Here is a 15,111-nt window from a genome sequence, read left to right on the forward strand (position 1 = left end):
TGAGCAAAAATACTTGCTTAAACTCCAGTCAAAAAAGCATATTCTCACTAAAATGTGAATTTTATTCACTTTGTTTACATTCGTTTACAGACCTGTATCAGCAAATTTACGGAATAATTAATTTCAATAAAATGCAATAAAAACATAATACTAGGGTGTTTTTTGAGCGTTTTAGATGGCCGCTTATAACAAAAACAATAGTGCACATAACAAAACAACACTTTAAAAAAAATAACTTTAATTTTACCTTCATTAACCTTCTTGCAAATAAGAAGCATAAACAAAAACAAGTTAGGGGAAATTTATGACAACAAGAAATCTAAAATTAGGTGCACTTTCAATCGCTATGACAGCGGCTTTTACTGCTCAAACAGCTTTAGCAACAGAGATAAATAACAATATTAACTTTGCGCAAACAGCAGTAAAAATGCAAGATCAAGCGACTCTAGGCACACAGTTCATCATTAAGTATAAAGAAAACAACAGCCAAATGATGACAATGTCTATGGAAGATATGTCTGACGCGAATGTTCAACAACGCGCAGAAAGCTTTGTACAGTCGTTCAAAAGTACAAAATCAGCAGTAGCTACTCAGTATGTTAGACCAATGGCATTGGCCAATCACCATGTTATGCGTGTTAACAAAAAGCTTACAGCCATTGAAGCAAATGCGTTAATGCAAGAAATCGCAGCATCAGGCAATGTTGAATACATTGAAATTGACCAAATGCTAAAACCATTCGCAACGCCGAACGATCCACGTTATTCAGATCAGTGGCACTATTTTGAAGCAAATGGTGGTTTGAACTTGCCAACAGCATGGGATAGTGCAACCGGTGAAGGTGTAACTGTTGCTGTACTTGATACAGGTTACCGCCCGCATGCAGACTTAAATGCAAACATTTTACCTGGTTATGACATGATCTCTAACTTGCTCGTCGCAAATGATGGCGGTCTACGTGACAACGATGCACGCGATCCAGGTGATGCGACAACTCGCGGTGAGTGTGGTACTGACGCACAAGGTCAACCATCTCCAAAAGCTGACCGCAACTCTAGCTGGCACGGTACACACGTAGCGGGTACTGTTGCAGCAGTGACAAATAACGGCGAAGGTGTTGCCGGTGTTGCTTATGACGCTAATGTTGTTCCAGTCCGTGTACTTGGTAAATGTGGTGGTTTAACGTCTGATATTGCGGATGGCATCATTTGGGCATCTGGTGGCTCAGTTGCGGGTGTACCAGCGAATGCCAATGCGGCAGATGTTATCAACATGAGTTTAGGTGGCGGTGGCGCATGTAGCGCAACAACACAAAACGCCATCAACCAAGCGCGTAATAACGGTACTGTGGTTGTTATTGCAGCAGGTAACGACAACGACAATGCAAATAACTACAATCCTGGTAACTGTAATGGCGTTGTAAACGTTGCATCTGTAGGTCGTAACGGTGGTCGTGCTTATTACTCAAACTTTGGTACATCTATTGATGTAGCCGCACCAGGTGGCGCACAAAGTTTTGCTAACGATTCAGAAGGCGTTTTATCAACACATAACTCAGGCAGCACAGGCCCAGTATCAGACAGCTACCATTACTCTCAAGGTACTTCAATGGCTGCGCCGCATGTTGCTGGTGTAGCGGCTCTCATCAAGCAAGTAAAACCAAACGCAACGCCTGATGAAATTGAAACAATTTTAAGAAACACGACACGTAGCTTCCCTGCAACATGTAACAACTGTGGTACTGGTATTGTAGATGCCGCAGCTGCTGTTGCTGAAGCTGCTGGTAATGGTAATAACGATAATGTACTAACTGACGGTGTTGCAAAAACAGGCCTCGGCGCTGCGAAAGACAACCAAACTTTTTATACCCTTGAAGTACCAGCTGGCGCAACTAAAGTAAGCTTCACAACATCTGGTGGTTCTGGTGATGTTGATTTATATGTAAAAGCGGGCAGTAACCCAACAAAAACTAACAACGCGTGTAAATCTGAGCAGTCATCTACTAGTGAAGTATGTGAAATCGCTAACCCTGCAGCAGGTACATATCATGTATTGTTAAGTGCCTACTCTGCATACTCTGGTGTGAGCTTAAAAGGTGATGTAACGTCAGGCGGAACTACACAGCCAGGTGGCGGTACTGAAACGAACCTAGGTGCAGCGAAAAACCAATGGTTACATTATACGCTTGACGTACCAGCAGGTATGAGCAGCTTTAAAGTAACAACATCTGGTGGTACTGGTGACGCTGATTTATATGTTAAAGCAGGCGCTCGTCCTACAGGTAGCAGCTACGATTGTCGTTCATGGAACAATGGTAACAGCGAAACATGTACTTTCAGTTCTCCAGCAGCTGGCACTTATCACATCAGCATCAATGCTTACTCTACTTTCTCAGGTGTAACACTGAATGCAGAGTATAAGTGATTTAAACTAGAGACTCCGGTTTTCTAACACATTAAGTAATAATTCCCATTCCCTGGGGCAGGCCGACGCAGTAATGCTTCGGCCTTTTTCTTTAGCCACATTACGGATGTGAGAATGAATTATGCTAGCCCTAAACTCGCTCTAATACGCTGCATCTGCTCTTGTAACTGAGCTTGAATATCGCTCACCTGTTGGCCAGAGCCATTCACTTGTTTTTTCATTTGTAACATAGCAACACTGAAGTTTTCTAATAAGCCATTTTGTTGTTGTGCTAACTCCATTGCGTGATCAGCCACTTGATTGGCACTTTGAGCACTCACAGCAACCCCTTCAGAGTTACGTTTTAACTCCTGAGCATGGGAAGTTTGCAACTGTGCATCTTCTGCCAATGCTGAGATTTGCGTCGACACCTTTTCAGAGTTGTCTCCCAAATCGCTAAGCTGTTTATTAATATCCGACAGTGAATCTTGCGTTTGCTGTGCTAACTTTCTCACTTCATCAGCCACCACAGCAAAGCCACGGCCATGCTCTCCAGCTCGAGCTGATTCAATGGCAGCATTGAGTGCTAACAAGTTTGTTTGTTCAGCTATGGTGCGGATCATTTCAATCACTTTACCCACATCTGACACCCCGTTCAGTAACTCGGTTAAACTGGCTAAGCCTTGCTCAACACGGTCTTGAGTATCAGAGCTGGCACTTAACATTGCTTCAGCAAATTGCACACTCTGGGTCATTGCCTTATGCGTGTCACTCGCGTTATCAGACACTTGCGTGTTAATTTCATCCGCTTCAATACCTAATTTTTTTATTGTCTCTAGCATGGCTTCGGTTTGCTCAACCTGATCATAGGTAGTGTCTGATTGTGTACTAATCTGTGCAAGGTTATTGCTCATTTGCTGCATAAAGTCATTAATAACTTCCAGCATATGCGAACGCGCTTGTGCTTCATCACGCTGTCTGTCAATCAATTGATTGAAATACATGGCGATTTCACCAAGTTCAGTATTGTTATTTTTACTGTGAATGTTCTTTAATTCGTTACTTTCAATTAAGTCTGCAAATGCATCTCGCAAGTGACGTAATGGTGCGAGGACTTGTTTAAACTGCATTACATAAACACCCACAGCCAGCAGCACCAATAAACCAATGGCAATGCCAAATATCAACAGTACTTGCCCTTTGAGTTGCTCTTGTTCATCTTTTAATTGTTGCTCTGCGCTAAGCATAATGTCAGCAACCCGTTTAATATCATCACGCAGTGCTTCAATGCCTTGTTGGCGTTGTTTCACATGACTCAGGGTACTTTGTAAATCGCGGTCATAGCGTTTTGGCCAACTGACTAACTCCGCTTTTATCTCTTCGGCTAAATCTTCGGCCTCTGCGCCAAAAAACAACTCATCCTCATCCACTTCCGACATCACACCTAAATTATCAAGTCCTTCTAACCTGCGTGCAGTAGCATTCAAACTGGCTATGGTTTTTTGTAAACTCGCTTCTGTGCTTTTATCAAACCGAGCTGCTAACTGATACGTGTAAATCCCTAAATTACTCACCTGCGCATAGTAATCTGACGCCAATTGATAGTATTGCGTACTGAGATCATTGGCATCGGCTTTTAAAGTATAACTAATTAAGGAAGAAGCCGAACCCGACATTTGCCTTAGCGCATTATCTAACAATGCCATTTCATTACCCGACAATTTACCTAACGCTCGATACTTGCCATTTATATCAGTGTCTAATAGGTTTAACTGCTGTGTCATCAGTTCACTTAAGCTATTGGGTAACGCCGTTAAACTGCCTGACTTTATCGTGGTAATAATTTCAGAAGAGCGACCTAGATATTGGCTATCACCCGCTTTTAGGTAATCTTCAATGCTGCCTTCTAAGTCAATTAAGATGGTATTTTTCAATTGGGTATATGCAGTATTTTGGGCATCTAAGGTACTCAAAATATGCGATGCCCAAAACAGTACGCCCGCTAAAAATACACTCGCTAAAGCCAATAGTATTGCTAATAATCGAGTAAATGAAGATACACGCATGGTCACACCCTAATAATGAAAAGCGCGGGTAGACTATTAACCTTTTATGACAGTTTAATGTAACTTGCTTGTTTTATGAGCTTGCGTGAATAAAAGCATACTTTTGGCGTACCTTTTTTCGATGTTTTTTTGGTACAAGCTATTTCATAGCCGACTTTACATAAACATCAAAACGATTTTTCTTGGTGGTGATCTGCATGCTTGGCTTTTTATCGTTCAAAAAAGGCGCATAGTCCGGACGCTTTACAACCACGCGCTTACTTGCCAGCTCATAAGCAAAGTCTAGTAATCCATCGGCATCATGATCGTCTCCAACCAATGTTTGAAACACTCGCATTTCTTTTTTAACTAACGCAGATTTTTCTCGATGGGGAAACATCGGGTCCAAATAAACCACATCAGGTTGGCATGCTGTTGAGGCTAACAAGTCATGACTCGAACCAAAAGCCATAGCCATATTACTTTGCATCCAACTGCCAATATCATTATCTTGATAAGCTCGCTGTAAACCATCGTATAGTAAAGCAGCAACCACAGGGTGACGCTCATGTAACGTTACTTGGCAGCCCAAGGAAGCCAACACGAAAGCATCTCGACCTAACCCTGCTGTGGCGTCTAATACATGTGGGGTAGCTCCTTTGTTTAACCCAACCGCTTTAGCAATCGCTTGACCTTTTCCGCCACCGAACTTTCTTCGATGCGCACTGGCACCCGTTACAAAGTCAACATATATTGCACCCAACTTGGGCTCATCATTTTTAAAAAGCTGTAAACCGAGCTGATCATAAATCAGTTTAAATTCTTTGCCCTGCTGATGACTTTCCATCCATGCTGGCAATGCAAACTGTTGTTCGATTTGTTGTAAATACGGACGATTCTCTGGAAAAGGGGTGTGAATAACCAACTGCAAGCTCCTAAGTTCATAGCATACACAGTATATCTAATCGGTAATCTACACGACATAGAAAACTCACTTTAAATTGTAGCGCACTACCTAAAAACTCCTTTCATTACCTGACATTGACTAAAACAGTTCAATGTCAGTTTGCGCAGCAACCTCTTCCTCGCCCCAGGGTTTGGCTATTTTATTTAAACTTTCAATAAGCTGATGCCGCACTTCTGTAATTTCAGACAATTTAAACTTAATAATAGATAACTCATCATCAACAAATGAAAAGTGCTGATGTAGCTTTTCTAATTCGCTCACTTGTTCAATCGTTAAGGCTTGAGCGTCTAACGCTTGAGCCTGCTTTACTAGCTCACCAAGCTCCGCTACTTTATTTGAGTGATGTCCTCCGATTCCACCTAGCTGATCAGATAGCTCTTCAAAGACCCTACCGATTTGATCCACTTTACTCAATGCATCTTCACTGACTTCCATATCTTTAATTTTGGCGTTTGTCGCCTCTAAAATATGCGGGAGTAAATCTTTATAGCGACCATACATAGCATTATCATCAACAGGCATATTTTTGATTAGCAACGACACCTTTGGGTAATTGATGATAGTACGACGGCCAAAATCAACAAACCGACTGCCATCACGGTGCTTACTTAATAACTCTTGCTCAATGGGCTGTAATGCCCCATTGCCTGACAAAAAGACTTCACTATTGTGATACCAAAACGCCACCGCGACATCTAACTGAAGCGGCACAAAAAATTCAAAAAAGTATTCTGATAAAGTCGTCAAATCATGGGCATGATACGACTGACCTACATAGCGCATAATTCGGCCCATATCGCCAGAATCGGTCATGGCTATCTCGGCGGTCATTTCTGCCCGGCGTATATCCTGAGTTAACTTACGCGACTGCTGACGATACGCATCAAGCACTTTAATGCGTGCAATTAATTCATCTCGGTTGAATGGCTTAACAATATAATCAGAGGCGCCAGAGTTATAACCGCGCATGCGCTCAGCCACATCGGCTTTTGATGACAAGAACATCACTGGAATATCAGCCAGTTTTTTAGACTTTTTGATTTTTTCACAGACTTCAAAGCCCGACATACCCGGCATTTCTACATCTAGTAAAATGATATCAGGATGGTATTTCAATGCCAGCCGTAAACCTTCATCACCATTTTTAGCATGTATTAACTTACAAAAGTGCGATATCGCCTCTTCTATAATATGGTGTACTAACTTGTCATCATCTATGGCCAACACCAATTTGGTCATTGTGCTTTCCCTATCAAATCATATCTTTAAAAAGCATAGACCGAGTTGGTAAATTTGCGAGCTAGTTTCAGATAAAATAAAAGCACCCGTAGGTGCTTTTATTTTATAACGCATGTTAAATTGGCGCTCGGTTATGCGCCAACAACCTCTATTCCACAATGACGTAGCAATGCATCTACTTGCGGTGCTCTGCCACGAAAACGGGTAAACAATGTCATCGGTGACTCCGAACCACCTTTCTCTAATATATTTTCCATAAAGGCCTGACCGGTTTGTTTGTTAAATATGCCGTCTTCTTCAAATTTAGAAAATGCATCCGCTGATAGCACTTCTGCCCACTTGTAAGAGTAGTAACCCGCACTGTAACCACCGGCGAAAATATGACTAAAGCCATGCTGGAAACGATTAAATTCAGGCGCTTTAACCACGGCTACCTTAGCCCTTACGGTATTGAGCACTTGCTGAATTTGGCATGATTCATCACGTTGGTAATCAGCATGAATATGAAAATCAAATAAACTAAACTCAATTTGACGCAACATTTGCATCGCAGACTGATAATTTTTAGCCGCCAATAACTTATCTAGTAGTACTTTAGGCAAAGCATCGTTGGTTTCATAATGCCCCGAAATAAAGCTCAGCGCTTCTTCATCGTAGCACCAGTTCTCTAAGAATTGGCTGGGCAATTCCACTGCATCCCATGCAACGCCATTAATGCCTGCCACAGGCGCAGCATCAACTTTGGTCAACATATGATGAATACCATGACCAAACTCATGAAATAAAGTGGTGACTTCATTGTGTGTAAACAACGCAGGCTTGTCGCCCACCGCTTTGTTAAAATTGCACACTAAATATGCAACAGGCGTTTGCAGTTCGCCATTGGCCCGCACTTTTCGACCCATGCAATCATCCATCCATGCACCACCACGCTTGTGCTCACGAGCATACAAATCCAAATAAAAATGACCACGCAACTGGCCTGATTGGTCATGTATCGCAAAAAAGCGCACATCTGAGTGGTACGTATCAAAGTCAGTAATTTCAGTGACTTTAATACCAAATAAGCGATTTACCGTTTCAAATAACCCTCCTAAAACCCTGTTAGCAGGAAAATATGGGCGTAATTGCTCATCAGAAATTGCATATTTCTCTTGCTTCAGTTTTTCGCCATAGTAACCATAATCCCACGCTTGCAATTCGCTGACACCATGAGATTGTTTAGCAAACGCAAGCAATTCGGTTAATTCACCTTTGGCCTGAGATTGTGATTTTCCGGCTAAGTCATTTAAAAATTCAAATACTTGCTCTGGCGTGTCTGCCATTTTTGTCGCTAATGATTTATCTGCATAGCTGTCAAAACCAAGCAATTGTGCTATTTCATGACGTAATGCTAAGGTTTCAGCCATAATCTCAGAGTTATCAAATTCATTGGCATTTGGCCCTTGATCTGATGCGCGCGTTGAAAATGCGCGATAGGCTTCTTCGCGTAACTCACGGTTATCGGCATAGGTCATCACCGGTAAATAGGAAGGAAAATCTAAGGTAAATACCCAGCCTTCTAACTCTTTACTCTGCGCTGTGTGCGCAGCCAGTGCCAAAGCTGACTCAGGTAAACCTGATAATAGGGCTTCGTCTGTAATGTGTTTCTGCCATGCTTGTGTCGCATCCATCACGTTATTACCAAACTTAGCCCCAAGCTCTGATAAACGTGCGCTAATTTCGCCATAACGTGCTTGCTGCGCTTCATTCAAGGCTATACCCGATAGTGCAAAGTCGCGTAACTGATTATCTATCGTCGTTTGTTGTGCAATGGTTAAAGTGGCAAAATCAGCAGAGTCTTTCACAGCTTTGTACGCATTATAGAGCCCTTGATGTTGGCCACAATACGTTGAATACTCTGATATCAATGGTAAACACTCGTCATACGCTTGGCGCAATGCATCGGAGTTAACCACTGAATGCATGTGAGAAACCGGTGACCACATACGTGATAATTTATCATCCGCTTCTTCCATTGGAATGACCAAGTTATCCCAATTGAAGTCTGAATTTTTCAATACATCATCTATCGTTTGACGACAGTGAGCAATCGCTTCTTTTAGGGCTGGTACTACATGTTCTGGTTGGATCTGCGAAAATGGAGGTAGGCCTTCTAGCCCAATTAATGGATTGCTCATGTCATCTCTCTATTATTTTTTCGTATAGATGTTGAAATTGGGGCAAACATCGCTATTTCAAGAAGTAATAATGAATTGTAGCGCGCGCCCACAGCCCCTCTACACATATCAATCACAACAAGGTGCAATTCAGTCATTGTGTTTAAATCACTGCCATTACATAGAAAGGTCAGATATTTGCGCAATTTGGTATTACACTGTTATTTTTTCATCAGCTTGATGGTCTTACTACTTTAAGCGTAGAACATATTATTTAATTTTAAGGGTAAATTATGGCTCAACATTTTGATTATATTGCTATTGGCGGAGGAAGTGGTGGTATCGCTTCTGCTAACCGTGCTGCAATGCGTGGCGCAAAAGTAGCCATCATTGAAGCCAAACATATGGGTGGAACCTGCGTCAATGTTGGCTGTGTGCCTAAAAAAGTAATGTGGCATGGTGCACAAGTGGCTGAAGCCATCAAGCTCTATGCACCAGATTATGGCTTTGATGTAGAACTGAAAAATTTCGACTGGGCGAAATTAGTTGAAAGTCGCCAAGCCTATATTGGCCGTATTCACCAAGGGTACAATGGTTACTTGGCAAAAAATGGCGTGACCGTGATCAATGGTTTTGCCAAATTTATCGATAATAAAACGGTAGAAGTGGATGGCGAGCAATATACCGCTGATCATATTTGTATTGCTGTAGGTGGTCGCCCTTCAGTACCAAATATCCCTGGTGCCGAACACGGCATTGATTCTAATGGTTTCTTTGAACTCAACACACAGCCGCGCAGTGTCGCGGTGATTGGCGCAGGTTATATTGCCGTTGAGCTTGCCGGTGTACTGCACAGTTTAGGAACCGACACCCATTTATTTGTACGTAAGCATGCGCCGCTACGTAGTTTTGATCCACTCATTGTTGAGACACTGACCGAAGTGATGGAGAAAGAAGGTCCAACACTCCACACCAATTCAACACCTAAAGAAATTACCAAAGAAGCAGATGGCTCAGTCACTTTACATTTAGAAAATGGTGAAAGTCACAATGTTGAGCAGCTTATTTGGGCCATCGGCCGAGAGCCTGTTACTGATTTGATTAATCTACAAGCAACCGATGTTGACACCAACCAACGTGGTTTTATCAAAGTCGATGAGTATCAAAACACATCTGTTTCTGGCATTTATGCCTTAGGCGACATTATGGAAGGGGGGATTGAACTCACCCCAGTTGCAGTTAAAGCAGGTCGTATGCTGGCCGAGCGTTTGTTTAACCCTGAACTTCCAGACGCTAAAATGGATTACAGCCTAGTTCCTACTGTGGTATTCAGCCATCCGCCTATTGGCACTATTGGCTTAACTGAACCAGATGCAATTGCCCAATATGGTGAAGATCAAGTCACCGTATATAGCTCCTCTTTTGCTGCTATGTACACAGCTGTGACAGCCCACCGCCAGCCATGCAAAATGAAATTAGTCTGTGTCGGCCCTGAACAAACAGTGGTTGGCTTACACGGTATTGGTTTTGCGGTAGACGAAATGATCCAAGGTTTCGCGGTAGCCATGAAGATGGGCGCAACGAAGGCTGATTTCGACGCGGTTGTTGCTATACACCCAACGGGTAGCGAAGAATTTGTTACTATGACGGGTTAATGTAGAAAAAGCATCCTACACATGTAAGTAATTCTAGAAACGGAACTCCCCTCATTAAAGAGCTTATTTTTTAATGAGGGGAGTTTGTATTGCGTACGTTTCCATTTCATCTTCAATTGGTGTTCCACATATACACCTTAAACCTTCATTAAATAAACCTATTGAGTTAGATGGTTTCCCAACCTTCTATAATGCAAACCATCAATACCTACTTCCAGTAAACCTATGATTCAACGACCTCATTAACCTCAGGTTTGGATAAGGGTTTTGGAATAGAAAATGTTTTGTAAACAAACTTACGTACAACTCAATGATGATATTTTGTTCAGTATCAAGGCGCTTTTATGCAGTAATAGCGGGCTATTACAAATAAAAGCAACGCCGAGAGTGAGAAAAATAGCTTTATTGGGCAAATTCGCTTACCCAGAGCTGAGGTTTGTTAATTGGACTATCAGTACTAAACCTAATATTCGCCATTCAAAGTGACAACTATCGTCCGCTTTCCGCCTTGATTACGATGTTCGCAAAGATAAATTCCTTGCCAAGTTCCTAAATTGAGACTTCCATTTGATACAGGTATGGACTGACTTGTTCCGATGATAGTAGACTTTATATGTGCTGGCATATCATCGCTTCCTTCATAAGTATGCTGATAATATTGTGCGTTCTCTGGGACTATTACATTAAAATGCGATTCTAAATCAGTACGAACAGTCGGGTCTGCATTTTCATTTATCGTCAGCGATGCTGATGTGTGTCTTATGAATAGGTGCAGTATTCCTACGTTAATTTTTCGCAGTTCTGGGATTTTCTGGATTAGCTCATCTGTAATTAAGTGGAAGCCGCGTGACTTCGATTGTAGGGTGATTTCTTTTTGAATCCACATGATAAAAACCTGCCTAAATGTAATGGCTTAAGTTAGCCATATTTATGACTTATTAATACTATGTTATTACAACCAGTTGTGCATTTGCCTAGCTGAACACAGAGATTATGTATCAAGTCGTCAGAGCATTACGACGTTGCAAGGTGACATAGACTAATACTGTAAAACCTGTCGTAACAAGGGGCTCATAGCTTATTCAATATATTCGTAACTGACTCTTGGTGTGATATTGCATAGCAGTTCATAAGGGATAGTATCGGCACATGCTGCAACTTCTTCAACTGGTAGGGCCCTTCCCCACATCTCAACTTCATCACCCACTTGGATCATGCCATCATTACCGCCAATATCGACCGTTATCATATCCATTGAAACACTGCCTACTATGCCGTATCGTTCGCCCTTTATTACAACGGGTGTGCCGTGCTTCGCATGCCTTGGATAGCCATCACCATACCCCATAGCCACAATTGCAAGCTGGGTATTTTTCTCGCTTTGCCAACGACCACCATAACCGACGTATTCTCCAGATAAGATACTCCGAATTGCAATGACTTTAGTAGTGAGGCGCATCACCGCCTTCAAGCCATGATCTTTACCAATGCAGTGCAACATCGGAGATACGCCATAAATCATTAATCCGGGCCTTATCCAGTCACAGTGACTATCATGCCAACCTAATATTCCCGCCGAATTTGCCAAACACAAGGGTTCATTATAATTTAGCGTCAGCTGCTTAAACTCACGGATCTGTTGCGCAGTACGATCATTTTTAACATCATCAGCACATGGGAAGTGGGTCATCAAATAAACAGCTGGTTTGGCATTTTCAGTTTTTTTCAAACGCTGATAAAATGCGTTGAGTTGCGCAGGTGCTATCCCTAAACGGTGCATTCCTGTGTCTACTTTTAGCCACGTTGCAATTGGGGAGTCTAACTGCGCTTGCTCTAGCATACCTAGCTGGTTCTCATCATGGATGATAGTTTGAAAGTTATTAGCCAGTAAAATGGATACATCACTTTGGTTGAAAAACCCTTCTAGCAACACGATGGGTTTGGTAACCCCGCCAGCGCGCAATGCCAATGCCTCATCAATTCTCGCTACAGCAAACGCGTCCGCCTCATGTAGGTGCTGTGCAATAGTCACTAAGCCATGACCATAAGCATTGGCTTTCAGTACCGCCATAACTTTACTATTTGGCGCCAGTGCTTTGGTTCTCTTTAAATTATATGATAACGCAGATAAATCTATTTCAGCAGTCGCTAATCTCATTACATCTCACTCAATAGCGTCGGGCCTACTTAATACTCATCATCAACAGCAGGACCTGTGTAGTTATCGAACCGAGAGTATTGCCCTTGGAATGTTAACCTAACCTTACCAATAGGCCCATTACGCTGCTTACCAATAATGATTTCAGCCACCCCTTTATCCATACTGTCCTCGTTATAAACTTCATCGCGATAAATGAACATGATTAAATCCGCATCCTGCTCTATGGACCCTGATTCACGTAAATCTGAGTTAATCGGTCGTTTATCTGCCCGTTGCTCTAGTGTACGGTTCAGCTGTGATAACGCCACCACCGGACATTGTAGCTCTTTGGCTAACGCCTTTAAGGAGCGAGAGATTTCAGCAATTTCTAGAGTACGGTTATCTGATAGAGAAGGCACTCGCATCAACTGCAAATAGTCAACCATAATCATACTAATACCACCGTGGTCACGGGCGATACGTCGTGCTCGAGAACGTACGTCTGTCGGTGTCAAACCTGACGCATCATCCACATACATTTTGCCTTTCTCCATAAGTAACCCCATGGTAGACGATAATCTTGCCCAATCATCATCATCAAGCTGACCTGTACGTACTTTCGTTTGATTAATTCGTCCTAACGAAGCCAGCATCCTCATCATGATCTGTTCTGAGGGCATCTCGAGTGAATAAATCAACACAGGTTTATCTTGTGTCATTGCTGCATGTTCAGCCAAGTTCATGGCAAATGTCGTTTTACCCATAGATGGACGAGCTGCAACTATAATTAAATCTGATGGCTGCAGGCCGGTTGTCATTTTATCTAAATCGGTATAGCCGGAACTCACCCCTGTAATACCATCTTGCGGAGATTGGTAAAGCTCTTCAATTTTATCAACGGTTTTTTCAAGTATATTATGTAGGCTTTGTGGACCTTCACTGCTTTTTGTTCTCTGCTCGGCTATTTTAAATACTTTGCTTTCAGCCAGATCTAATAGTTCGTGACTATCTCGTCCTTCCGGATTAAAGCCCGCCTCAGCAATTTCATTTGCAACACCAATCATCTCTCTAACTACCGCACGCTCACGAACAATATTGGCATACGCATCGATATTTGCAGCGCTGGGGGTATTTTTTGCAATCTCAGCCAAGTAAGCAAACCCGCCAACCATAGCAAGCTGATTATTTTTCTCTAAATTCTCAGAAATCGTAATTAAGTCAATGGGCTCACTTAATTCAACCAGCTTTTCCATCGCTTCAAAAATCAGCTTGTGTGTGCGTGTATAAAAGTCTTGTGCCACCACATGTTCAGCAACTCTATCAAATGCTTGATTGTCGAGCATTAATCCCCCAAGCACAGACTGCTCAGCTTCAATAGAGTGAGGAGGAACTTTTAACGAATCGACTTGGAGATCTGGTTTGGCCATAGCACTACATCTTTTACAAATAAGAGGGCTATTTTATCTCTTAGCGTGATAACTGCAAAGGAATAATCACCAGATGTGATTAAGATTTAAGTGATGTGCCGCTATCCATCGCATAGCGGCACCATTGATCAGTTTTTCTTAAGTTCAATTCGCCCGCTAACAGTATCAACTTCTACGTCAGCACGACCACCATTAATTGAAAACTCGAGTTCTCTAGAGGGGCCATATTTGGCTCTCTTAACTTTGTCAGAACTTAATCCATTGACGATATGCCCACCTGAATGCGCATCTATGTCGAAACGTGCAGAAACATCTTGTGGGAAAAACAACCGAACATCTCCACTCACAGTGTCCATATTAATGCTGGCATTATCGCCCATTTTTGCAACGCGAATATCTATTTCTCCATTGACGGTATTCAAACGTAATTCATTCAACTCTTTGATATTTAAATCAACTTCCCCATTCACATTTTCTAAGCGAATCTCTGTCGCGCTAGTGGTACTTTCGATGTCACCATTAACCGCATTAAAGCGTAGTTTGCCTTGCGAGTTTCTATCTTCAATTTCTCCGTTAACTGTTTCGTAGCGAATATTTCCAGATAGCTCTGTCGCATCGACATCTCCATTAACGGTTTCCAAAGAAACTTTGCCAGTTAATTTATCCGCTTTGACACTGCCGTTAACAGTCTTTATTTGTGCACCTGCGATCAAATTGGATGCAGACACATCAACATTCACGCCTTCAAAGCTCAACTCACTGTTTTTTGGCATATAAATCTTTAAGTTAGAACCTTGTCCACTCCCATGGTTCCAACCTCGGTTCAGTTTTGGCATTTTGACAATAAACTCAGTGACCGTACCCTGTGTTTCAAGTGAAAACCCAAGTGCTTTATCATCAAGTGTGCCCGTTACTTTAAATACATCTTGGTCCCATGCATTAATTGTCACGTCACCTCGTTGATTTTCAATCAGTACCTTGCCGCCATTGGGTATATTAATTTGCTCATTAATTTTATCTCCAGCAAATACCGATAACGGCAACATTGCTAAACTTACTAATGTATATTTCATAT

The 15,111-nt window shown here is 42.1% G+C and carries 10 protein-coding genes; 2 read left to right on the top strand and 8 right to left on the bottom strand.

Translation table 11 applies throughout. The features are described from left to right. The first annotated feature begins 304 nt into the window (after nucleotides 1-304). Nucleotides 305-2,425, top strand: a complete 2,121-nt coding sequence (locus J8L98_RS06165) for a S8 family peptidase (protein ID WP_210995741.1) — start codon at nucleotides 305-307, stop codon at nucleotides 2,423-2,425. A 119-nt stretch (nucleotides 2,426-2,544) separates the two neighbouring features. Here the strand turns inward: J8L98_RS06165 and J8L98_RS06170 are convergent, their stop codons facing one another. The 4 genes from J8L98_RS06170 to prlC form a co-directional block, all read right to left on the bottom strand. Continuing rightward, complete coding sequence (locus tag J8L98_RS06170; RefSeq protein ID WP_210995742.1) at nucleotides 2,545-4,470, bottom strand: methyl-accepting chemotaxis protein; 1,926 nt, start codon at nucleotides 4,468-4,470, stop codon at nucleotides 2,545-2,547. A gap of 139 nt (nucleotides 4,471-4,609) precedes the next feature. Further along, complete coding sequence (locus tag J8L98_RS06175) at nucleotides 4,610-5,374, bottom strand: class I SAM-dependent methyltransferase (protein WP_210995743.1); 765 nt, start codon at nucleotides 5,372-5,374, stop codon at nucleotides 4,610-4,612. A 120-nt stretch (nucleotides 5,375-5,494) separates the two neighbouring features. Further along, the gene (locus J8L98_RS06180) at nucleotides 5,495-6,655 is read right to left on the bottom strand and encodes a response regulator (protein ID WP_192508883.1); all 1,161 of its coding nucleotides are present in this window, start codon (nucleotides 6,653-6,655) and stop codon (nucleotides 5,495-5,497) included. Between the two features lie 131 nt (nucleotides 6,656-6,786). Continuing rightward, on the bottom strand, nucleotides 6,787-8,835 hold the full coding sequence (prlC, locus tag J8L98_RS06185) for an oligopeptidase A (protein ID WP_210995744.1): 2,049 nt from the start codon (nucleotides 8,833-8,835) through the stop codon (nucleotides 6,787-6,789). Nucleotides 8,836-9,107: 272 nt separating this feature from the next. Between prlC and gorA the strand changes: the two genes are divergently transcribed. Next, entirely contained in the window at nucleotides 9,108-10,469 is a 1,362-nt protein-coding gene (gene gorA / locus J8L98_RS06190; protein ID WP_210995745.1) for a glutathione-disulfide reductase, read from the top strand. Nucleotides 10,470-10,932: 463 nt separating this feature from the next. On the opposite strand, the gene J8L98_RS06195 is transcribed toward gorA, so the two are convergent. From J8L98_RS06195 to J8L98_RS06210, 4 genes are all read right to left on the bottom strand, one after another. After that, nucleotides 10,933-11,355 carry a secondary thiamine-phosphate synthase enzyme YjbQ gene (locus J8L98_RS06195; RefSeq protein WP_192508886.1) on the bottom strand — a complete coding sequence of 141 codons (423 nt, stop codon included), beginning with the start codon at nucleotides 11,353-11,355 and terminating at the stop codon, nucleotides 10,933-10,935. A 192-nt stretch (nucleotides 11,356-11,547) separates the two neighbouring features. Beyond that, a complete protein-coding gene (gene alr / locus J8L98_RS06200) occupies nucleotides 11,548-12,627 on the bottom strand; it encodes an alanine racemase (protein WP_210995746.1) in 1,080 nt (359 codons plus the stop codon). A 29-nt stretch (nucleotides 12,628-12,656) separates the two neighbouring features. Next, nucleotides 12,657-14,036, bottom strand: coding sequence for a replicative DNA helicase (gene dnaB / locus J8L98_RS06205; protein ID WP_010365611.1), 1,380 nt, complete (start codon nucleotides 14,034-14,036; stop codon nucleotides 12,657-12,659). Between the two features lie 128 nt (nucleotides 14,037-14,164). Further along, on the bottom strand, nucleotides 14,165-15,109 hold the full coding sequence (locus J8L98_RS06210; protein ID WP_210995747.1) for a DUF4097 family beta strand repeat-containing protein: 945 nt from the start codon (nucleotides 15,107-15,109) through the stop codon (nucleotides 14,165-14,167). Between the last annotated feature and the right edge of the window lie 2 nt (nucleotides 15,110-15,111).

This window comes from Pseudoalteromonas sp. MMG013, assembly GCF_018100885.1.
GTDB classification, from domain to species: domain Bacteria; phylum Pseudomonadota; class Gammaproteobacteria; order Enterobacterales; family Alteromonadaceae; genus Pseudoalteromonas; species Pseudoalteromonas aurantia.